The sequence below is a fragment of the Lachnospira eligens genome (assembly GCF_009680455.1).
GTDB classification, from domain to species: Bacteria; Bacillota; Clostridia; order Lachnospirales; family Lachnospiraceae; genus Lachnospira; species Lachnospira eligens_A.
The window spans coordinates 332064-355207 of sequence record NZ_WKRD01000001.1; the positions used below are offsets into that span (position 1 = coordinate 332064).

Here is a 23144-nt window from a genome sequence, read left to right on the forward strand (position 1 = left end):
TGCTGAATGACTATCCAGCTTTGATAAGCAACTGCCTGATTAGATAAAATCATGTCAATTGCGTCAGATATAAGAAACATTTCTTTTAATATATTGTTATCATATTTTCAATTATATGTCAATATATATTTTATCAAGAATATGTATAAATGTAAAATCCCCTCCAGATTATAAAAAAGCCCCCTCCGGCAATACTGCCGAAAGGGACTCCATTCTCAAAAATCCTATAAATAATTATGATTAATATGCCTTACCCCAGTAAACCATAGCCTTAGCCGGCTTACCACAGCATACGCACACATCACTTAACTTCTCCTGTGCAAATGGCATACATCTTGATGTACATGTAGTATCTTCCTTAATCTTGTCCTCACAAGCCTGGTCTCCACACCACATAGCCTTGATGAATCCAGCCTTATTAGCTGCTGTATCCTTGAATTCATCATAATTAAGAGCTGTATATGTATGAGCTTCTCTGTGAGCTCTTGCTCTCTCAAGCATATCCTTCTGGATAGTATCAAGAATTTCTGGAATTCTGTCTGCAAGCTCATCGATAGATACAGTAATCTTCTCTCTTGTATCACGACGAACAATAACAGCCTGATTAGCCTCGATATCTCTTGGTCCCATCTCAACTCTTACAGGGATACCACGCATCTCCTGCTCAGAGAACTTCCAGCCAGGATTCTTATCTGAATCATCAACCTTAACACGAAGCCCTGCTGCCTTAAGAGCCTGTCCAACTTCATAAGCCTTGTCAAGAACGCCTGCCTTCTTCTGCATAATAGGAATAACATCAACCTGAACAGGTGCAACCTTAGGTGGAAGCACAAGTCCTGAATCATCACCGTGAGTCATAATAACAGCACCAATAAGTCTTGTTGTTGTTCCCCATGAAGTCTGGTGAACATATTTTAACTTATTATCCTTGTCTGTGTACTGGATACCAAATGCTTTGGCAAATCCATCACCAAAGTTATGGCTTGTACCTGACTGGAGAGCCTTGCCATCATGCATAAGCGCCTCGATAGTATAAGTAGCCTCTGCTCCTGCAAACTTCTCCTTATCAGTCTTACGTCCCTTAATTACAGGAATTGCAAGAACTTCCTCACAGAAGTCAGCGTAAAGGTTAAGCATCTGCTGTGTACGTGCCTCAGCCTCTTCTGCTGTAGCATGTGCTGTATGGCCTTCCTGCCATAAGAACTCTCTTGAACGAAGGAATGGTCTTGTCTCCTTTTCCCATCTTACAACTGAACACCACTGGTTATATACCTTTGGTAAATCTCTGTATGACTGTATCTCATCTTTATAGAAATCACAGAAAAGTGTCTCTGATGTAGGTCTTACACACATTCTTTCCTGAAGTGGATTAAGTCCGCCATAAGTTACCCATGCAACTTCTGGTGCAAATCCTTCTACATGATCCTTCTCAACCTCAAGAAGGCTCTCTGGAATGAACATTGGAAGATAAACATTCTCAACACCTGTTTCCTTGAATCTTCTGTCCATCTCATTCTTAATATTCTCCCAGATTGCATATCCAGCCGGCTTAAAAATCATGCATCCCTTGACGCTTGAGTAAGACATAAGCTCTGCCTTCTTACACACATCTGTGTACCACTGAGCGAAATCCTCTTTCATGGATGTAATCGCTTCTACTAATTTCTTATCTTCTGCCATAATAAACCTCTTTCTATGACATTACAGCCCCGTTTCATACGGAGCCTGATGCGAATGCTGCTTCGCATTGTCCGCCTGCCATTGACGGCACCACTAGAGTTTATCATGTTCTAAAATGCTTTTCAAGTAAAGAACAAGTGCTTTTATTATACAATATGATATTGGTCCAAGAATAAATCCTACAACCCCATACACAAGTATCCCGATATATATAACCGCAAGCATTGTAAATGGCGCAATTCCCATTCTGTCACCCATACATTTTGACTCCATAATCTCCCTCACAAAATATGTGACAATATACAACACCACAAGAATCACCGCATTTTTCACATGTCCGAAAAGCAGGCTTCCCACAGCCCACGGTATCAGTACCGTTCCCGTACCAAATATCGGAAGTGCGTCAATAATACCAGTCAGCACACCAAGAAGAATCGCATATGGATTGCCTATCATTAAAAATGCTGTTGAACACACCACAATATTTATCGACATTATAATAAGCTGCACCCTGAAATATACATTTATCAAATTGCGAAGCCCCACATGCACCGCCCCGACTTCGTCCTTAAATATAGTGTTCTCCCGCCAGCTTCTGTACTTCTCAATTCCAGCCGCCGCATATATCGTTCCAATAAAGCACACCACAAGTCCGGCAACCGCCATAACGCACCATGTTATAACCGGAACAGAATGTTTTCTCATAATTGTAAAGAACATCTGCTGTCCGTCTCCATCTATAATTATCCCTTTACATTTTTCAAAAAATGCGTAACTGCAGCCTTCTTTTAACTTAATCCAGCCATCAATACGACAGCATACAAGCTTAAACTGCCCATCAAGGCTGTTAATATTCTCATCAAAATTGGCTATGAAATCTTTAAGTTCGCGAAACGCCATATAACCGACATACAACAGCACTGAAAGAATAATAAGCGTTACCATTGTTACAACTATACTCGCAGCAAGCATCTTTTTCTCCCTTAAAAGTTTCGCCAGCCCCACTATCGGCTTCTGAAGCAGCACCGCAAAACAAAATGCAAGCAAGAAAGGCCACACATAATAGAATAGTACTTTAAATATAAAGAAAACCACCGCAATAATAACGGCACTCGCCAAAAGAAGCGTCAGCCGCTTCCTGAAATCCCACACATTTTCACCCATATGCCACCTCGCACCTGCTAATACTTATCGTTTAATTAGTGTGTGCATGGCTAGGACATTTATTCGCCGAATGTTGTTGATTAATTATTAAAACGCATGTATTCTTAATAAAAACATTAAAAGGACACAACCATGCTTAATATAATACACGAAACTAAAGACATTATTATAGTGAATAAACCAGCCGGACAGCTATCCCAGGGTGCGAAAGGATTTGATTTAGACCTTGTAAGCGAAGTTATGACTTACAACGCTTCACAGGGAAAGTCTGCATATGCAGCAATAATCAACCGCCTTGACAGACCGGTTTCAGGACTTGTGCTTATTGCAAAGAATAAGTCTGCAGCAGCAAAGTATTCCACACTAATGCAGAAGGAGGGCGGATTTAATAAACAATATGAAGCTTTAATATGTGGAAAACCATCCGAACCAAAAGGAACTTTTGTTGATTATTTAAAGAAAGATGGAAGAACGAACACATCAGCCATAGTTCCGGCAGACGCCGCTGCTAATGATAAAGAAGCAAAGCTTTCAAAGCTTGAATATGAAGTGATATCTTATGATGAAGTTAAAGACATTACACATGTAAGAATACATCTGATTACCGGCAGACATCACCAGATAAGAGTACAGTTTGCAAGCCGCAGGAACCCGCTTGTTGGAGATTATAAATATGCCACTGCTGATTGCGACATGGATAACGCCGTTAAAGCAGTGGCACTTAAAAGAAACCAGATTGCGCTGTGTGCTGTTTCACTTACTGTTGATAACAAAACTTACAGTGTTGCACCTGAGTTTTTGCTTTGATGACACGTTGCATTTTTCACTTTCGGACTTTTATATGTAATTCATGGACGTACCGTCCAATATTTTGCTGATAAAGTCCAACCATTTACAGCCTGCGTCCAATAACCTACACAACAAGTTTTCTTTGCATACCTAGTAGGTTTCCTGCGTGTCATTCTAACACTCACTCCTTGCTAAAAACCCATGAAACACTTTTCTTATTATAATTTCGTAGGTTAATTAGCGCATAAACCACTGAAATAGCTACTTGAAACAAGAAAAAAGACCTACAAAAAGAATCTATCAACATCTTTTCGTAGGTCTTTGTCATAACTTCAATTTGTTTACATGCAATAAACACCCACTAATCTACATATCATTGGTCAATTAGTATGTTTTCAAAATCAGCATGTAATATGACATAGTCTATAAGTTTAATCTTTTACATTTTAAAGCGGTATCCCACACCCCATATAGTCTCAATATACTGAGGCTTGCTTGTATCAAGCTCAATCTTCTCTCTGATTTTCTTGATGTGGACAGTTACAGTTGCGATGTCACCGATTGAATCCATATCCCAGATTTCCTTGAAAAGTTCTTCCTTAGTGAAGACATGGTTAGGATTCTCTGCAAGGAACGTAAGAAGGTCGAATTCCTTCGTTGTAAAAGGCTTCTCCTCACCATTAACAAATACTCTTCTTGCTGTCTTATCAATCTTGATTCCTCTGATTTCAATAATATTGTTATTGTTCTTAGAATTACTTACAAGTCTGTCATATCTTGCAAGATGTGCCTTTACTCTTGCAACAAGCTCACTAGGGCTGAATGGCTTGGTCATGTAATCATCCGCACCAACTCCAAGTCCTCTTATCTTATCAATATCTTCCTTCTTGGCAGATACCATGATAATAGGAATATCCTTAACTTCTCTTACCTGCTTGCATATCTCGAAACCATCAGTTCCGGGAAGCATAATATCAAGGATACACATATCAATATCCTCATGCAGTGCAGCCGCAAGACCACTTGTTCCATCATTACATACCTCAACCTCATATCCGTTAAGTTCAAGGTAATCCTTCTCAATATCTGCAATACTCTCTTCATCTTCTACAATTAATATCTTGCTCATAGCCAGTCCCCTTTCGTGTAGTTTCATTATGCATTCTCAGGATTCTCTTCATCCTTTGCTTTAAGCAGATTAAGATGCATGGTCGTGCCTTCGCCCTCTACACTCTCTGCCCATATCTTTCCTTTGTGGTCCTCAACAATCTTCTTAACAATTGCAAGGCCTATACCACTTCCACCATGCTTGCTGTTTCTTGATTCATCAGTTCTATAGAAACGCTCAAATATTCTCTCAACATCTTTAGCTGCAATGCCAATACCGTTATCTGAGAATATTGCATGAATGTAGTCGCCTTCATCGTACAGGTCAATCTTAATCTTTCCCTGTCGTCCCTCAGCCATATACTTAACCGAGTTACTTATAATATTATTAACAACCCTCTTTAGCTGCTCCGGATCAACATTCATATATGCCGGCTCAGTAAGATGGTCATTATATTCCAGTTCAATCTGGCTTGCCTCAAGCTCAGTGCCTATCTCTTCACAACAGTCTCCAAAATAGTCACTTACATTACATCTGACAAATGTATATGGAACCCTGTTAGTATCAAGCCTTGAATATATAGTAAGCTCATCAATCAGCTTGTCCATATCATTAACCTTGTTAGCAATAGTCTGGATATACTTAGCCTGCTTTTCAGGCGTGTTGGCAATTCCGTCACGCAATCCTTCCACATATCCTTTAATAGCCGTAAGCGGTGTCTTTAAGTCATGTGAAATATTTCTAATAAGCTCCTTTTCCTCGGCATCAGACTTAATCTTATCCTCCGCACTCTGCTTAAGTACGACTCTCATCTCCTCAAAATCCCGGCATACATCTCCGATTTCATTATTAGATACCTTTGGCATCTCGAAATCCATATTGCCTTCTTTAATATTATCAGTTGCAAGCTTCAGCTTATTAAGTGGCTTAACAATAGAACTATATATCCACAGAGTAAGTCCAAGACTTGTAATAATTAACACCATAATTATAACAAATATAACCTGCATTATAAATGTCTTAACCTGTGGAAGAATCTGTTTCAATGAAGTAACAATTGACACGCTGTAAAAATTATCTTCTGAATCCTTAAAATTAAGCTGTTTTATAAGACTCTGGTACTCTCCACCCTTGTAAGTTCCAACATCAGAAACATTCTCTTCATCAGCAGAATAATCAGGAAGAATCTTTACAATTTCGCTGTCTGGTGCTTCTGTTGAATTATATATAATAATTCCATTCCTTCTTACAACAAGACAGGACATCTTATATGACAGCTCTCCTGATAATTCATCAAGATATTCCTTATTAGTAAACTGCTCCGGCGAAGTATCAACCTCCGTCTTCATATCCTTATATATGCTGTCAGTAATCTTTCCAAAAAGTATTATAGGTGAATATACGCCAACGAGAATTGCCCCATCATCTACATTATATGTTCTCTCAATGCTTTCCTTCTGTACACAATACAGACCTCCCAGAGCAAGACCACTCAGTAGCACAGGAAGTATAACCATAATACAGAAAGAAATATACAACTTATTCTTTAGCTTCATAATTAACCCCTTTTCCTCTCAATACTACCATATACATGGATATTTGCAACATTACAAATGTATTAATTTTATTAAATATAAATTAAAACAGCTGTAACGGAATATCCGCTACAGCCTGCAATTAACCTATCTTGAGCCTGAACTTCTGAAGTTCTCTCTCTGAATCAACTCTTTTAATAATTCCACCAAGGTTAGTAATCTTTCCTTCAAAATCCTCATAACCTCTCTGGATATACTCAATATCATCAATCTCTGATATTCCATCTGCTGCGAGCGCAGCAATAACAAGTGCCGCACCAGCTCTTAAATCCGGAGCATTAAGCTGCACACCACAAAAACTTTTAACACCTTCAATATAGGCTGTGTTACCCTCAACCTTAATCTTGGCACCCATTCTTCCAAGCTCATCTACATATTTGAATCTGTTCTCAAATATGCTCTCAGTTACCATACTTGAACCTTCAGCAAGTGCAAGTACAACTGAAATCTGTGGCTGCATATCCGTTGGAAATCCAGGATATGGCAAAGTCTTAACATTAGTACTCCTAAGTGTACAGCCCTCTGCTATAACTCTTAAGCTGTCATCACCTTCCTCAATCCTGCATCCCATCTCAATTAACTTTGCAGATATTGATTCCATATGCTTAGGAATAATATCCTGAATAACAACATCACCATGTGTAGCTGCTGCTGCCATCATAAATGTTCCAGCCTCGATCTGATCCGGAATAATAGAATAAGTACATCCGTGAAGTCTCTTAACGCCTTTGATACGGATTACATCAGTTCCTGCACCTTTAATGTTAGCCCCCATAGAATTAAGGAAATTCGCTACATCAACTATATGCGGTTCCTTAGCCGCATTTTCCAGAATAGTGTCTCCCTCTGCCATACATGAAGCCATCATAAGGTTAATTGTTGCACCAACTGTTACAACATCAAAATAAACATGAGCTCCTGTAAGCTTCTCTGCCTTTGCATGTACAACTCCACAATCTATATCAACATCCGCACCAAGTGCCTTAAAGCCCTTGATATGCTGGTCAATTGGACGGCTTCCGATATTGCATCCTCCTGGGAGTGCAACATGAGCCTCATTGTACTTACCAAGTAAAGCACCTAACAGATAGTAAGATGCTCTTATTTTTCTTATATAATCATATTCTACATTGGTATCACAGATTGAACCACCATTTATCTGAACGGAATTGTTATAAACATACTTAACCTTAGCACCAATTCCTTCTATAGCCTGAAGTAAAACTCTTGTGTCTCTAACATTAGGTACATTTTCAATTGTTACAGTATCATCTGTCATAATTGCTGCTGCAAGAATACCTAAAGCTGCATTCTTCGCACCACCAATGGAAACTTTTCCTCTGAGTGGCACTCCACCCTTGACAACATATTGTTCCATATAGCACCTCTAAACATAATAGTCACATCTTATAAAGTATATCACAGAACTTCGATTTGTAAAGATTTTCCCTGAAAATACATTTATAAAAATATGGCAATTTCACCCTTATTTTATTATATGCATTTAAAATACATTTATTTACATAATAAAGGCTGTCCTTAACAGGGCAGCCTATTCAATACTTATTAATTCTTATTAACGTAATTGAGCGGATTCACTACAGTTCCTCCAACCCATATTTCAAAATGAAGATGTGGGCCTGTACTATAGCCTGTATTACCTGATGCTGCAATAGCCTGTCCCTGAGAAACACTCTGACCAACGCTTACTTTCACTGAACTTAAGTGACCATATCTTGTCATAGTGCCATTACTATGTGTAATATCAACACAATATCCGTAATCGCCATACCATCCGGCTCTGGTAACCGTTCCTGCAGCGGCGGCTGTAACTGTTGTACCCTGCGTAACATACCAGTCAACACCCTTGTGGAAACTTCCCCATCTGTAACCAAATTCGGATGATAAGGTTCCTCCTGATATTGGTCTTAAATATGTTGGAGGTGTTAGCGTTCCGACTGCAATAGTCTTCGGAACGGATTCTTTAATAATAGTCTCCTTAACATATGTTCTGCCTGTTTCGTTACCATTAGTGTAGGTAACTTCTGCTATAACAGATCTGTGACCAACGGTTCCTTCAGAAATAACTGTATTAGTTCCTCTGTAATTAGTGTTGTCATCCTCATAATCAGGCTCTGCTTCATAATCTTCTTCATAAGTCATCTGATAAGTTGTAAGAACAGATATCTCTGATTTAGGAACTGTAACAACAATTGAATCCCCCGGTGCAATTACACTGTCCTCTGTAAGATTAGAATTAAGCTCAAGAAGCTGTGACATTGTAAGTCCATTATTCTGTGCAATAACCGATAATGTATCACCAGCTTCAACTGTATATACTGTCTTTTCTTCGTGTTCTTTAGTAATGCTCTCATAAGCGTCATTTACTGATGTTACAGTTGCATTATCCGTAGGAACTTCCACAACAACTACATCAACATCAAATCCAATTCCAGTAAGACCATCTCCATTAGCTACTGTCTCTCCGTCCTGTGAAATTGCTGTACCACTAATTGCAGAGGATACAATCTCTGCTGCTGTAGTTTCCGTAGCCTTTTCATTCACACTTATTCCATAAGTACCTGTCGCTGCATCAACCGTATCAAGTGATACTGTAAAAGCATTATTAGGATCATATTTGGCAATAAGCTTCTCAAATAAAGAAACAACTGCATCCTTTGATTCCAATGTTACAACAAAATCACCAAGTCTTACTGTATAATTCATATGGAAATCAACATCCATAACATTATCAAACATATAACTATATATTGCACCAGACAACTCATCCACACTCATTCTCTGTGCAACTGCTTTATTCTCTTTGGCAATCTCTATATCAGGATCCATATACACAATTTCTTCATACTGTGCACTAAGTTCCTGCCTTGCTGATGCCAGTGCAACAATAACTTCCTGTTCTGTGTTAGCTGCTCCGACCTTTATTCCATTAATTGTAATACTGTAATAATTAGCTTCCGTTTTTAATAATTTCTTTGATAAAAATGGAATAGCAATAATACATACAAAACAGGCAACCGTCATTGTCTTAATGAGTGTTATTCTCATTCGTCTGCCATATCTTGACAAGCGTTCCATAATGTCCTCCAAATATTATATTAATATATAGTCATCTTCTTGTAATATCTTTGTAACAATTTCGTAACATTTATACTAACATATGATATTTGGTTTGTAAACCCTATTTTTTCTTTCTGGAAGATTTTGTCTTAGACGGCTTCTGCACAGAATATCCGAACTTACCTATGAAATCACCAAGTCCATAATATCTTCCATGCGAATATGCGATAAGGTCTGCGTCTGACAAATGCAGTGTTCCCTTCTCGTCTAACAGGCTTTCATCTACATTTACAGCCATAACCTCTGCTATAAACATATCGTGGCTTCCAAGCTCTAACACCTGCTTTACCTTGCATTCGATATTGACAGGGCTTTCTGCAATTGCCGGAGCTTCAATCTTAACTGACGGCGCTGCTGTAAGATGCATATCTGCAAATTTGTCAACGTCCCTGCCCGATTTTACTCCACAATAATCAGTGGCTCTTGTAAGCTTTCTTGTTGTAAGATTAATAACGAATTCCCCTGTTTCCTTAATAATGTCATGGCTGTAGCGTTCTTTTCTTACTGATATTGAAACCATCGCCGGATCAGAGCATACAGTTCCTGCCCATGCAACCGTGATAATATTAGGCTTCTCCCCTTTTCTTGCGCAGCTTACCATAACAGCAGGCACAGGATAGAGCATATTGCCAGCCCTCCATGTCTGCTTCTTAGCTTTCTCGTTCTTCTTTATCTTCTCACTCATGCGTTAAGTGCCTCCTTAACATGATGGTATCCTTCCAGTATAATAGCCGCATGATCTGCTGCCAGCCCATCGCCGTTAACAACCTTATATGTGCGGTCCTTAAGGATACCTTTTCTATAGGTAACTTCCACTCTTGCACAGATATTAATATTCTTATCTGCATTGGACAGCCTGCACAGCCATTCTTCCTTAACAAGTGACTTATCCTCTGTCTTATTAACCAGTTCATCTGATATATCAAACCATCCGGCCTCTCTTGCATCATCACCAGCCTGAGCCTTCTGGCTGCCTTCATCTATCAATGCAACAAATGCTGTTGTAATAATCCTTGTTCTTGGGTCACGGTCATAATCGCCATATGATTTAAGCTGTTCTGCTTCAATATCATGCAGACCAGTTTCCTCCTGAAGTTCTCTTAAAGCCGCATCATAAAGATTCTCTTTAAACTCAACAAAGCCTCCCGGACACGCCCACAATCCAATACATGGATGATTTCCTCTTTTTATAAGAAGAATCCTCTTAACCTGTGAATCTTCCTTTGTAAATACAAGCGTATCCACAGTGTTGCATGGATTCTGATATTTATCAGGGTCGTATTTGTCAAGGAAAACAGCCAGACTATCACCAGCTTTATTAAGTTCTCCCGTTCCCACAAAACATTTATTCTGCTCTTCACTTAAATATTTCATCGTTTCTCTCCCTTACCTGCACCAAACCATTTAATTCTTGTATCCTTTGCTCCACAGAACTTCCTGTGTATGAAATCATCCAGCACCTCATTAAAGCTGCAGAATTTATCTACAAGTACAATAACAAATGTTTCTTTATATTTTGGTGGTGTAACTGTCAATGGAAACATATGCTTTGCAATCATGTCTCCCTCTTTTTCTGTTATATCAAAATACTTTCCTGCATTCTTAAGTGCCTTTGTAGGATGCTCAAAACCATGAAGTCTCTCACCCTTCCCAGGCGAATACTTGTGCCAGTCGTACAGAAACAGGTCATGTAAAAGTCCTGCCTTAGCTCCTGCCTTCTCATCAAGATGTAATTTCTTGCACACAAGATAATTATAATAAGAAACATGTACGCTGTGCCCGAAAAGGCTTGTACGTCCATGATGCGAATATTTCTTCATACTCTGTATCACATCATCTGAAAACATCTTATTCATCCTGTTCTTATATTCCCTGCCAGACTCATTCTGCTTAATGTGTCCTAACTTATATCTATTACATATCCTGTCTATCGCATTAGAATATTCATCCTTCTTAATTCTCACCTTGTATACCGGTCTAATGCTTCTTCCTTTGTAAGAATTAATCTTAACTGACATATATTTCTCCATTCCTGCCTGCCCACACAGGCACGCAAACTTGTGTATACGAAATTAAAAATACCCGGAAAGAATTATATCATAAATGCCTGTACATTTGCATAAATATAATTATTAATATATTCAACATTTAAGTTGTATGATTATAGAAATTGTGCTAAACTATGCACATAATCACTTGCATTTTTATGCAGAAATATGATTCGGAGGAGAATATAATATGGATGGTAATGTTATAGTTGGACAGTCAGGAGGACCTACTTCTGTTATCAACTCAAGTCTTGCTGGGGTATATAAGACAGCCATAGACAGAGGAGCTAAGAAAGTTTATGGTATGCTCCACGGTATTAAGGGACTTCTTGATGGTCAGTATGTTGACCTTTCAGAGAAGATTAACTCTACAATGGATATCGATTTATTAAAGAGAACACCTTCATCTTATCTTGGTTCATGCAGGTACAAGCTCCCTGAGATAAGCGAAGACAGAGAAACATTTGATAAGATTTTCAAGATTCTTGATGATCTTGATATCAAATATTTCTTCTATATTGGTGGTAACGACTCAATGGATACTATCAAGAAGTTATCTGATTACGCAATCGTTACCGGAAGCGATATTAAATTCATGGGTGTACCTAAGACTATTGATAATGACTTAGCTGTTACAGACCACACACCAGGATTTGGTTCTGCTGCCAAGTTTATCGCAGCTACTATGAAGGAAATCATCAGAGATGGTCTTGTATATGATTATCCTACAGTTACTATTGTAGAGATTATGGGACGTAACGCTGGATGGCTTACAGCCGCTGCTGCTCTTGCAAAGAGTGATGACTGCGAAGGTGTAGACCTTATCTACCTTCCAGAGAAAGTATTTGATATCGACCATTTCATGGCAAGAGTTAAAGAAATTGCAGCTAAGGGCCGTTCAATGGTTATCGCTGTTTCAGAAGGTATTAAGGTTGCTGACGGAAGATATGTATTCGAGCTTTCAGAGCATGTAGAGTTCGTAGATGCATTTGGCCACAAGCAGCTTGCTGGTTCAGCTAAATTCCTTGCTAACAAAATTGGTGCTGAACTTGGCATCAAGACTCGTGCTATCGAGCTTTCAACACTTCAGCGTTGTGCAGCTCATATGACAAGCCGTACAGATATCACAGAAGCATACAACGTTGGTGGTGCTGCTGTTAAGGCTGCATTTGAAGGCGAGACAGGTAAGGTTGTCGTTCTTAAGAGAGTTTCTGATGACCCATATATGTGCATCACAGAGACTAACGATGTTCACCAGATTGCTAACATCGAGAAGAAAGTTCCTCTTGAGTGGATTACAGATGATGACTTCGTAACAGACGACCTCATCCACTACATCAGACCACTTATCCAGGCTGAGCTTTCACCAATCATGGTAGACGGTCTTCCAAGACATCTTAATATTAATTCATAATAATATTATTACATAACAAAAAGCAGGTAGGGAATTTCCTCACCTGCTTTTTTGTTTCTGTCTCTACGCTGATATGCTCTTACCAGTATACAACTGATAATATCTGCCCTTCTCTTCCATGAGCTGGTCGTGTGTTCCACGCTCGATAATTCTTCCCTGTTCCATAACCATAATACAGTCTGCATTGCGGACTGTAGAAAGTCTGTGTGCAATAACAAATGATGTTCTTCCTGACATAAGCGCATCCATACCCTTCTGGACAAGTCGCTCTGTTCTTGTATCAATAGATGAAGTAGCTTCATCAAGAATAAGTACAGGTGGGTCTGCTACCGCTGCTCTTGCAATTGCAAGAAGCTGTCTCTGTCCCTGGCTTAAATTAGCACCTCCGCCATGAAGCACAGTGTTATAGCCATCAGGAAGTCTCTTGATGAATCCGTCAGCATTGGCAAGTCTTGCTGCTGCGATGCATTCCTCATCACTCGCCTCAAGTCTTCCGTATCTGATATTATCCATGATTGTACCCGTAAATAGGTTAGTATCCTGAAGAACGATACCAAGGCTTCGTCTTAAATCATTTTTCTTAATATTGTTGATGTTAATTCCATCATATCTGATCTTACCATCCTGAATATCATAGAACCTGTTGATAAGATTAGTAATTGTAGTTTTTCCTGCTCCGGTACTTCCGACAAATGCAATCTTCTGTCCCGGTGTAGCATACATTTTAATATCGTGAAGTACCATTTTGTCCGGATTATAGCCAAAGTCAACTCTGTCAAATGTTACATCACCAGCAAGTCTTGTGTACTCTGCACTGTTACCATCCTTTGCAGGCTTCTTCCAAGCCCACATCTCAGTATTTTCTTTAGTCTCAATAAGCTCATTGTTCTTGTTGTATCTTACATTTACAAGCTCAACGAAACCTTCGTCAACCTCCGGCTTCTCGTCACATAACTCAAATACTCTTCCGGCACCAGCCATCGCCATAACGATACTGCTCACCTGCTGGCTTATCTGGGTTACAGGCTGTGTAAAGCTCTTGTTAAGACTTAAGAAAGCAACAAGTGTACCAATTGTAAGTCCTGAAAAATCACTCAGAGCAAGAATACCACCAACTATTGCACATAATACATAGCTGATATTACCTATATTACCATTAACAGGCATTGTGATATTAGCAACCTTGTTAGCGTTATTGGCACTCTCACGAAGCCTGTTGTTAATCTCCTTAAACTGCTCAATACTCTTATCCTCGTGGCAGAACACCTTGACAACCTTCTGTCCTTCCATCATTTCCTCGATATAAGCATTAACCTTACCGATATCCTTCTGCTGCTCAACGAAATATTTTCCGGAAAGTGCACTCAGCTTAGAAGTTACATAAAGCATAATAACAACCATCACAACCGATACGATTGTAAGCGGAATATCAAGCACAATCATACTTACAAATGTAGATACAAGTGTAATGCATGAATTGATAACCTGAGGTATACTCTGACTTATAAGCTGTCTTAATGTGTCAATATCGTTAGTATATACTGACATGATATCGCCGTGTGCATGAGTATCAAAATACTTAATAGGAAGTGACTCCATATTAGTAAACAGCTCTAATCTCAACTTCTTTAAAGTTCCCTGACCAACATTTACCATAATTCTGTTGTAGCAATATGAACATAATACACCGACCATAAGAACTGCAGCGAGCTTGATAAGTGCGCCTGCAAGCGGTGCATAATCATGTACTGCTGACTGTGTCAGCGGAATAATATAACTGTCAATAAGCTTCTGGATAAACAGCGTTGCTATCAGTGTTGTAAGCGCTGAAACAAGAATACACACAAGCACTGCTATACACGAAAACTTGTAATTCTTTAAAATATATCCAAGCAGCCTCTTCATAAGAGGAAGTGGATTTTCTTTATTCTTTTTATTCTTCATATCAATATTCTTATCCATATGCTGCCTCCTATTCTCCTGCCTCGTCAAAATCACCGCCGCCCTGTGTCTGGACCTCGTAGATTTCGCGGTAAACCTTATTGTTCTCAACAAGATTTTCATGAGTATCAAAACCACTCACACAGCCATTCTCAAGCACCAATATTCTGTCTGCGTCCTGAATACTTGAAATTCTCTGTGATACGATAATCTTGGTAGTTCCTGGTATCTTTGTTGCAAATGCTTTCTTAATCTTAGCGTCTGTGGCTGTATCAACAGCACTTGTTGAATCATCAAGAATAAGAACCTTAGGATGCTTAAGCAGTGCTCTTGCAATACAGAGTCTCTGTCTCTGTCCACCGGAAACATTGCTTCCCCCCTGCTCAATCCATGTATTGTATTTGTCAGGCATTCTCTCAATGAATTCATCTGCACAGGCCTGACGGCAGGCTTCTATGCAATCCTCCTCACACGCATTTTCATCGCCCCATCTCAAATTATCAAGAATAGTTCCTGAGAAAAGCACATTTTTCTGAAGAACAACTGAAACCTCATTACGAAGGGTTTCAAGGTCATAGTCTCTTACATCAATTCCGCCTACACATACGGAACCGTCCTTAACATCATACAGACGGCTTATCAGATTAACGAAGCTTGATTTACCACAACCAGTTCCGCCGATAATACCGATTGTCTCACCCGCATTTATATGGATATCTATATCTTCAAGGGCATCCTTGTCGCTGTCCTTCTTGTATGTGAAGTTCACATGGTTGAAATCAATTCTTCCATCAGGTACTTCCATCACCGGATTCTCAGGATTAGTTATATCTGCCTTCTCGTTAAGAACCTCAGCAATTCGTCTTGCACTCGCTGCACTCATTGATACCATAACAAATATCATAGAAAGCATCATAAGTGCCATCATCATGCTCATTACATAGCTGAACATTGATGTCAGATTACCCGTTGTCATAGTTCCATCTGTAATAAAATGTGCCGCAAACCACGAAAGCGCAATAATACTTCCATATATAACAAACATCATAATAGGATTGTTGAAAGCAAGCCATGATTCTGCCTTAACAAATATCTTATAAAGATTCTCGGCAGCCTTACTGAATTTCTTATTCTCATGGTCTTCTCTTACAAATGCTTTGACAACTCTGATTCCTGTGATATTCTCCTGGACACTTGCATTTAAATCATCATATTTGGCAAAACCTTCTGTGAATATTGGAGTCACCTTATATATAATAAAGAAAAGTACAAACCCAAGAAAAATAAGCGCACCTAAGAATATAAGACTTAATGTAGGATTGATAACAAAACACATAACCATACTACATATCATCATAAGTGGTGCTCTTACTGCAATTCTTAAAATCATCTGATATGCATTCTGCACATTTGTAACATCAGTAGTCATACGGGTAATAAGACCTGCTGTGCTGTATTTGTCTATATTAGAAAATGCGAAGTTCTGGATATTCGAATAGATTCCCTCTCTTAAGTTACATGCAAATCCGGTAGAGGCCAAAGCCGCATATTTTCCTGCCTGAATTCCAGCAAACAGACTTATAAATGCAAGCACAAGCATAAGTCCGCCATACATTAACACCTTGCTCATGTCTCCCGCCTGAATACCCTTATCGATAATACTTGCCGTAACAAACGGAATAAGTATCTCCATAAGAACTTCAACAATTATATATATTGGCGTCTTTATCGAGACTCTTTTATACTCACCAATATATGCCGATAAAGTTTTTAACATTTCTTACACTTCCTTTCACAGTTATTCACATCATCGTATACTTTTTGTAACAGACGGTGTAATTCTTCTTTTTCATCAGCAGAAAGCGCTGAAAGAAACCATTTTTCTTTGTCATGCATTGCCTTGCCTGCATGAACGCACATGGCTCTGCCCTTGTCTGTTATTCTCACATGCTTGACTCTCTTATCTGAAGGGTCATAGAAGCTTTCTATCATCCCCTTCTTTTCAAGCCTTGCTGCTGTTCCCGCTATTGTCGCCTGGGCTACGCCAAAGTGCTTCTCTAGCTCCTTAAGCGTAATACATTCATCTTTAGTTTCATTAATTATCATAAGCATCTTAACCTGTGAAGATGTCATGTCATCTGCTCTTAACTCCTCATTGGCACATCTTCCAAGAATATCATTAAGACGCTTTATAAGTTCTCCACAATGGAGTGACTCTCGCTGCATATCTGCTCCCTTCGTAACAAAACGACATACGAACCTGCCATTCTTTTAATAAAAATCTTAAGTCGCTTTGCTATATTACAAAAATGACAGCACGCTGTCAATAGCATGCTGTCATTTTTATTTTTATTTAATATTTAATCTTATCTGTAATAAGCAGGCTTCAGATGAACCGGAACACCATCTGAGTATTCAGCAATATTAGTTCCCTGAATAAGTGGCCTTACATACTTAATATACTCATCAGAAATATCTGTTCCCTCTGCGGTTATCCACTCTGCTGGGAACTTCTTTTCCTTATTGCATATATCGTTCACATCTGCAAGTCCGTAATTAATCTCATATCCGTTAGTATCATCTCTTACAAACGTAATCATTTTTCCAGTTTCACCGTCAAGAGCTGCTACAACCGCTGCCTTTCCTGCTTTTTCGGCTTCATCAATATCTGTTGCTGAAGCAAGAAGTGATGAGCATCTCTGTGGAAGATTAAGCTCAATACTTCTGCATTTGATTCCAAATTCTGCTTTAACATAATTTTCAAGATACTTTCCACAGCCTGTAAGCATCTTATGTCCAAAGCCATCAACCGATGCCGCATCTGCATATTCACATATGAATCTGCCGTCTTTGTCCGCAATTCCTTCCGATACGCACACAACAACTGCAGTTTCCTGTTCAAGTGCCGCCTTAAGTGACTTCTTGAATTCTTCCATATCAAATGCATGCTCTGGCATATATATAAGATAAGGATTTCTGCTATACTCTGTTCTAGCAAGTACTGAGGCCGCTGTAACCCAGCCTGCATGCCTTCCCATAAGTTCAACAATTGTCACAGACGGATGTGCATAACATGTTGCGTCAAGTATAATTTCTTTTAATGTTGAAGCAACATATTTTGCAGTTGAACCATACCCTGGAGTATGATCTGTCATTACAAGATCATTATCAATTGTCTTAGGTACACCTATAAATCTAATGTCCGATTTCTTCAATAATGCCACTCTTGATAATTTTGACACTGTATCCATTGAATCATTGCCACCAATATAGAACACATATCCAATGTTCATCTGTGCAAATGTATCAAACAATTTATCATACACCTTATCCCCTAAATCTTCTGGAAGCATATACCTGCAACTTCCAAGAAAAGAAGCCGGTGTTATCTTTAATCTATCAATTGGCTCATTATCTGCCACTTCAGAAAGATTAATGAAATTGCCTGCCAGAAATCCCTCAATTCCATGCACCATGCCATACACAGTGCCAATCTTTTCCTTATTTCTAAGTCCTTCCTCAATCACTCCATATAATGATGAATTAATAACCGCTGTCGGTCCGCCTGACTGACCTACCAGAATATTCTTTAACATACTCATGCCTCCTATACCTTGTTGCTGTTGCTGTTGCTGTTGCTGTTGCTGTTGCTGTTGCTGTTGCTGTTGCTTAGATTGTATCATCTGTTGATTATTGATTGCAACATGATACCTATCGGTAGTCGCATTTTTTATTTTCTTATAGGAACATTTCAGCCATTTTCTATCATTTAAGCTGTCTACACAGCAAAATGTTCCTATAAATTCTGTTTTTGAAAGTCATCTTATAGGTCTTTTTCTGCATTTTCACAACATTTTTTTCAAAATACACCTATTTTTCTCAAATTCCACCTATAAAGTTAACTTATTTTTAAATTTTATAGGAAACGGCGGCTAAATCGGCAGACAGAAGATAAAACTCATATAATAATAATGTTCCTTAACAAGTTGACACATTTCCACTAAGCGTATAATATTCAGTTATTCACACATTTAAGGAGTTTAATATGAGATTCGTAATACAGCGTGTTAATCATGCAAATGTTAAGATAGATGGCGAAGTTGTTGGAAATATCGGACATGGGCTTCTGATTCTTTTCGGGGCTGGTCAGGACGATACAGAAGAAATGCTTCCAAAATATGTAGACAAGATATGCAAAATGCGTATTTTTGAAGACGAGAATGGCAAAACTAATCTGTCGCTGGCAGATGTCAGTGGCGAGCTGCTTATTGTAAGCCAGTTTACACTTTATGCGGACTGCCGCAAAGGCAACCGTCCAAGCTTTACCAATGCCGGCGCGCCTGATATGGCTAACGCCCTCTATGAAAAATTCGTCGCAATGTGCCGTGAACGTGTTCCTAAAGTTGAAACCGGCAGATTCGGTGCTGATATGAAGGTCAGCCTTGAAAACGACGGACCATTCACAATACTGATAGATAGTGAGGATTTCTGATATGTTTAGAATGTGGTGTAAGCTCTTTGACGACAGAGGGCATCTTATCAAAGACACTGTAATTAAAAATGCGGATTCTGATTTAAACAGAACCCGCAAAATATTCGCTGCTATTCATGACGCATGCTATGAATTCGACCTTGCCGAGCCAATCTGGCTCGATTCCAATGTTTCAGAATTCCAGCGCCACTCGAAAGTACGCTTCACTAAAGATAACTTTGTTGAAGATATCGAATTTGCTTATATGGAAATTGAGGTTATTGAGGAAGATTAGAAATACATTGACTTTTTGCGCGAAGAATATCAACTTTCATCCGCAATATATCAATTTCGTGCGAAGAATATCAATTTAATTTGATATATTGCGTTTTAAAAAACATTCTTCTTTTTAACATCTAATTATAGTGAAAATGCGGACTCCAACCGGAATCCGCATCCATCTCATATATATTTATTACCATACATTATACAATAACATTTCGCTCTTCCCCAGCCATAAATGCCTTGATATTAAGATATATCTCGTCCATCAGGCGGGTTCTCGCCTCGTATGTCGCCCATGCAACATGAGGGGTAACGATAAGCTTGTTGCTGTCCTTAATTGTAAGAAGAGGATTGTCCTTAGCAACTGGCTCAGTAGTTATTACATCAAGTCCTGCCGCTGCAATCACGCCTTCATTAAGCGCTTTTACAAGGTCTGCGTCATTAACAATCGGGCCACGTCCAAGATTCAGAAGAACTGCGCCGCTCTTCATCTTCTTAAGTGTCTCATAATTAAACAGATTTTCTGTATATTTGTTAAGCGGTGCATGAATTGACACGATGTCCGATTTCTTCAAAAATTCATCAAGCTCATATCTTTCGTATGGCACATCATAGCTGTGACCGCTTGCTGAATAGTATATTACATTACAGCCAAAGTCTGCCGCAATCTTGGCAACGCCTCTTCCTATATTGCCAAGTCCGACAATTCCCCATGTCTTTCCTGCAAGTTCATGGAACACATTTGCAAAATGTGAGAAGCAAGGCCACTCGGCATACTCACCGCTCTTTACGAAGTCATCATAATATCTCATCTTCTCGATAAGATAAAATGCAAGTGCAAATGTGTGCTGTATAACTGACTGTGTTGAATATCCAGCAACATTGGCAACCCTTATTCCATGCGCTTTGGCATATTCTGTATCAATATTGTTGTAGCCTGTAGCTGCCTCTGCCACCATCTTAAGATTAGGCGCAGCTGCCATGCACTCTGCGTTCATGTTAGTTTTATTAATAATAACGACATCAGGATTATGCTCTTTCATTCTTGCAACAGCTTCCTCATAAGAACTTAAGCTGTATGTCACAACTTCGCCAAGCCTGTTAAACTGCTCAAGCGAAATATCATCTCCGTATGTCATAGTTTCCAACATAAGTATCTTCATATTAATCCTCCGTTTCTGCACATTTTTGCATAATCATCGTACATTTTTAATAATTTCCCTGTACTGTTTATTTAGTTTCACAAGCTCCCTGTCTACATTTTTTAGTAAAAAAAGTCGTCCTGCACCTTTCATTTTCTTAAATGGTTTTACAGTCAGCCTGCTATGTATATCGACATTTCCGCTGTCATCATCTGCATAATTTCTGATTGCTATTAATACAGTCTGCATATAAACCTCCCAAAAGACATTGAATACTACCGCATTATACAACTTAATTAAAGCAGATATTGTCGAACCACCGTCTGATTAAATATTTGCAACAAGTTCCTTCATAACCTTGACATTGTTAGCAATTGCGAGCTTTTCAAATGCCGGGTAATCCATTGTTGCACTGTCATCAGCCTTATCTGATATGGTTCTTAATATTACAAATGGAACTTTATTAAGGTAAGAAACCTGTGCTATCGCTGCTCCCTCCATCTCTGTACAGAAGCCATCGAAATTGCTGCTGATTCTCTCCTTAACAGCCTTGTCTGATATGAACTGGTCGCCGCTTACAACTCTGCCGACATGAACTCCGATTTCCGGAACTGCATTTTTACAAGCCTCGCCAGCAAGTTTAATAAGTCTTTCGTCTGCTGCAAATGAAAGTGTATCCATTCTTGGAATCTGTCCTAAAGGATATCCAAATCCTGTCGCATCCATGTCATGATGAAGAACATCTGATGAAATAACAACATCTGCAATATCAATCTCTGCCTTAAGTGAACCAGCGATTCCTGTATTAATAATGTAGTCTGCTTTGAAGTCATCGACAAGAATCTGTGTGCATGCCGCAGCATTAACCTTACCAATTCCGCTTCTTACAATAACAACATCTTTCCCGGCAAGCTTTCCTGCTTTAAATGTCATGCATGCCTTAGTTTCCTCGCGGGTAATCTCCATTACCTCAACAAGCTGTTCTACTTCTTCGTCCATTGCGCCAATAATGCCTATCATAAATCCTCCTTATATATCCATTTCAAACTGCATACATTATAATTGAACATTTGCAATAAAACAACTTATGCTTTTTCATATCCTGTAAAAGTGTTATACTGTAATTAGGTATATGTACTAACATTGTGAGAAATTGATAGATTATCGCATAGCACGCTAAGTGCCGGCGACTCCAAAGCACTCTGCGCTAATCTGTCAATTTCTCACAACAATACATATACCGAATAACTAATAATGCAAGAAAGATAAGTAAGGAGATTTTTATGAAATTTAAGACTTCAGGCGTATGTTCACGTGCAATAGATTTTGATGTTGTTGATGGAAAGGTTGTTAATGTGCATTTCACTGGCGGATGTGCCGGCAATACTCAGGGCGTTGCTGCTCTTATCGAGGGCATGGACATTGACGAAGCTATCAAAAGAATGGACGGTATCAAATGTGGCTATAAGGACACATCATGTCCTGACCAGCTTGCTAAAGCCTTAAAGGAATATAAGAAAGATAATGAATAGTGTCGCGCGATTTAAAAGAGTTTATGTCGAGATAACAAGCAGCTGCAACCTGCACTGTTCTTTCTGTCAGGAAACTCTGAGAAAACCACATTTTATGAGTGTGGACGAATTCCGCACAGTGATTGAAAGAATCGGACATTATACTAATTACATTTATCTTCATGTTAAAGGTGAGCCGCTTCTTCACCCACAGCTTGGTGAAATTCTTAAGATATGTCAGGATGCTGATATGACAGTAAATCTTACTACCAATGCAACGCTTATTAAAGAGAAGCTTCCGGTTTTACTGGAGTATCCTGTGCATCAGATTAATGTGTCGCTTCACAGTGCTGACGATAACGACTGCATTGACATGGATTCTTATATTCATAATCTTTTTGAATCCTGCGAAACGCTTCTTGATAAGACTGACACTGAGATTTCACTAAGACTCTGGAATACTAAGAAAGAGCCATTTCTGTTTGGTGAGAAGAACTGCACAATCAAGAGACATCTTTATATAAATGTTCAGTCTCCGTTTGAATGGCCTGATGTGAACAGCACTTATTGTAATGAGCGCGGATTCTGTCAGGGACTCCGCCAGCATATGGCTATTCTGTGTGACGGCACTGTCGTTCCGTGCTGTCTTGACGGTAATGGAGTGATGGCTCTTGGCAATATTCTTGATTCAACACTTGAGGAAATCCTTTCAAGCCCACGAAGCGTTGCATTTATGGAGGGATTCAAGAAAAAGACTGCGGTCGAACCGCTCTGTATGCATTGCAGCTTTAAGGAAAGATTTGCTCATAAAATGTAATGATACATTTGAACAAATCGCACATTTTATTATATTTT

Annotated in this window: 22 protein-coding genes; 6 read left to right on the forward strand and 16 right to left on the reverse strand. The window is 39.0% G+C overall.

All coding sequences use genetic code 11. From position 1 onward, the window contains the following. Positions 1–240: 240 nt before the first annotated feature. Together proS and GKE48_RS01645 are read right to left on the reverse strand one after the other, a co-directional pair. Positions 241–1680: a proline--tRNA ligase gene (proS, locus tag GKE48_RS01640; RefSeq protein WP_012738349.1), complete on the reverse strand. Its 1440-nt coding sequence runs from the start codon at positions 1678–1680 to the stop codon at positions 241–243. A 93-nt stretch (positions 1681–1773) separates the two neighbouring features. Beyond that, the gene (locus tag GKE48_RS01645; RefSeq protein WP_022099208.1) at positions 1774–2844 is read right to left on the reverse strand and encodes an AI-2E family transporter; all 1071 of its coding nucleotides are present in this window, start codon (positions 2842–2844) and stop codon (positions 1774–1776) included. 132 nt (positions 2845–2976) lie between these two features. Between GKE48_RS01645 and GKE48_RS01650 the strand changes: the two genes are divergently transcribed. After that, positions 2977–3651, forward strand: coding sequence for an RluA family pseudouridine synthase (locus tag GKE48_RS01650; RefSeq protein WP_154300330.1), 675 nt, complete (start codon positions 2977–2979; stop codon positions 3649–3651). 421 nt (positions 3652–4072) lie between these two features. Here the strand turns inward: GKE48_RS01650 and GKE48_RS01655 are convergent, their stop codons facing one another. The 7 genes from GKE48_RS01655 to GKE48_RS14640 all read right to left on the reverse strand — a co-directional run bounded on the left by GKE48_RS01655 (position 4073) and on the right by GKE48_RS14640 (position 11495). Beyond that, entirely contained in the window at positions 4073–4762 is a 690-nt protein-coding gene (locus tag GKE48_RS01655; RefSeq protein WP_041687857.1) for a response regulator transcription factor, read from the reverse strand. 26 nt (positions 4763–4788) lie between these two features. Further along, a complete protein-coding gene (locus GKE48_RS01660) occupies positions 4789–6297 on the reverse strand; it encodes a sensor histidine kinase (RefSeq protein WP_055216285.1) in 1509 nt (502 codons plus the stop codon). Between the two features lie 121 nt (positions 6298–6418). Beyond that, positions 6419–7714, reverse strand: a complete 1296-nt coding sequence (locus GKE48_RS01665; protein WP_012738344.1) for a UDP-N-acetylglucosamine 1-carboxyvinyltransferase — start codon at positions 7712–7714, stop codon at positions 6419–6421. A 188-nt stretch (positions 7715–7902) separates the two neighbouring features. Beyond that, complete coding sequence (locus GKE48_RS01670; RefSeq protein WP_154300331.1) at positions 7903–9435, reverse strand: M23 family metallopeptidase; 1533 nt, start codon at positions 9433–9435, stop codon at positions 7903–7905. A 103-nt stretch (positions 9436–9538) separates the two neighbouring features. Further along, on the reverse strand, positions 9539–10162 hold the full coding sequence (locus GKE48_RS01675; protein ID WP_154300332.1) for a flavin reductase family protein: 624 nt from the start codon (positions 10160–10162) through the stop codon (positions 9539–9541). Further along, complete coding sequence (locus tag GKE48_RS01680; protein ID WP_022099203.1) at positions 10159–10851, reverse strand: NUDIX domain-containing protein; 693 nt, start codon at positions 10849–10851, stop codon at positions 10159–10161. The genes GKE48_RS01675 and GKE48_RS01680 overlap by 4 nt, the downstream gene beginning before the upstream one ends. Then, the gene (locus GKE48_RS14640) at positions 10848–11495 is read right to left on the reverse strand and encodes an HD domain-containing protein (RefSeq protein ID WP_194173939.1); all 648 of its coding nucleotides are present in this window, start codon (positions 11493–11495) and stop codon (positions 10848–10850) included. The genes GKE48_RS01680 and GKE48_RS14640 overlap by 4 nt, the downstream gene beginning before the upstream one ends. Positions 11496–11715: 220 nt before the next feature. Here GKE48_RS14640 and GKE48_RS01690 point away from each other — a divergent pair, with 220 nt between their 5' ends. Then, positions 11716–12939, forward strand: coding sequence for a 6-phosphofructokinase (locus GKE48_RS01690; RefSeq protein ID WP_055286929.1), 1224 nt, complete (start codon positions 11716–11718; stop codon positions 12937–12939). A 63-nt stretch (positions 12940–13002) separates the two neighbouring features. Here the strand turns inward: GKE48_RS01690 and GKE48_RS01695 are convergent, their stop codons facing one another. From GKE48_RS01695 to GKE48_RS01710, 4 genes are all read right to left on the reverse strand, one after another. Continuing rightward, complete coding sequence (locus GKE48_RS01695; protein WP_154300333.1) at positions 13003–14901, reverse strand: ABC transporter ATP-binding protein; 1899 nt, start codon at positions 14899–14901, stop codon at positions 13003–13005. 10 nt (positions 14902–14911) lie between these two features. After that, the gene (locus GKE48_RS01700; protein ID WP_022099200.1) at positions 14912–16657 is read right to left on the reverse strand and encodes an ABC transporter ATP-binding protein; all 1746 of its coding nucleotides are present in this window, start codon (positions 16655–16657) and stop codon (positions 14912–14914) included. Continuing rightward, positions 16651–17106 carry a MarR family winged helix-turn-helix transcriptional regulator gene (locus tag GKE48_RS01705; RefSeq protein WP_022099199.1) on the reverse strand — a complete coding sequence of 152 codons (456 nt, stop codon included), beginning with the start codon at positions 17104–17106 and terminating at the stop codon, positions 16651–16653. The genes GKE48_RS01700 and GKE48_RS01705 overlap by 7 nt, the downstream gene beginning before the upstream one ends. A 140-nt stretch (positions 17107–17246) precedes the next feature. Continuing rightward, a complete protein-coding gene (locus tag GKE48_RS01710; RefSeq protein WP_055216959.1) occupies positions 17247–18476 on the reverse strand; it encodes a 6-phosphofructokinase in 1230 nt (409 codons plus the stop codon). A gap of 449 nt (positions 18477–18925) precedes the next feature. Here GKE48_RS01710 and dtd point away from each other — a divergent pair, with 449 nt between their 5' ends. Together dtd and GKE48_RS01720 are read left to right on the forward strand one after the other, a co-directional pair. Next, positions 18926–19372, forward strand: a complete 447-nt coding sequence (gene dtd, locus GKE48_RS01715; RefSeq protein ID WP_055286921.1) for a D-aminoacyl-tRNA deacylase — start codon at positions 18926–18928, stop codon at positions 19370–19372. A 1-nt stretch (position 19373) separates the two neighbouring features. Further along, on the forward strand, positions 19374–19646 hold the full coding sequence (locus GKE48_RS01720) for a hypothetical protein (protein ID WP_012738333.1): 273 nt from the start codon (positions 19374–19376) through the stop codon (positions 19644–19646). A gap of 190 nt (positions 19647–19836) precedes the next feature. Here GKE48_RS01720 and GKE48_RS01725 read toward each other — a convergent pair whose 3' ends face one another. From GKE48_RS01725 to GKE48_RS01735, 3 genes are all read right to left on the reverse strand, one after another. After that, positions 19837–20799 (reverse strand): D-2-hydroxyacid dehydrogenase, encoded by a 963-nt coding sequence (locus GKE48_RS01725; protein WP_022099196.1) that lies wholly within the window; start codon positions 20797–20799, stop codon positions 19837–19839. A 33-nt stretch (positions 20800–20832) separates the two neighbouring features. Next, on the reverse strand, positions 20833–21027 hold the full coding sequence (locus tag GKE48_RS01730) for a hypothetical protein (protein WP_022099195.1): 195 nt from the start codon (positions 21025–21027) through the stop codon (positions 20833–20835). 78 nt (positions 21028–21105) lie between these two features. Further along, on the reverse strand, positions 21106–21798 hold the full coding sequence (locus GKE48_RS01735; RefSeq protein WP_012738330.1) for a 5'-methylthioadenosine/adenosylhomocysteine nucleosidase: 693 nt from the start codon (positions 21796–21798) through the stop codon (positions 21106–21108). A 245-nt stretch (positions 21799–22043) separates the two neighbouring features. On the opposite strand from GKE48_RS01735, the gene GKE48_RS01740 reads away from it, so the two are divergent. Together GKE48_RS01740 and GKE48_RS01745 are read left to right on the forward strand one after the other, a co-directional pair. Further along, positions 22044–22310, forward strand: coding sequence for a TIGR03905 family TSCPD domain-containing protein (locus GKE48_RS01740; RefSeq protein ID WP_465220344.1), 267 nt, complete (start codon positions 22044–22046; stop codon positions 22308–22310). Further along, positions 22303–23106 (forward strand): radical SAM/SPASM domain-containing protein, encoded by an 804-nt coding sequence (locus GKE48_RS01745; protein ID WP_154300334.1) that lies wholly within the window; start codon positions 22303–22305, stop codon positions 23104–23106. Before GKE48_RS01740 ends, GKE48_RS01745 begins: the two co-directional genes overlap by 8 nt. Positions 23107–23144: the final 38 nt, after the last annotated feature.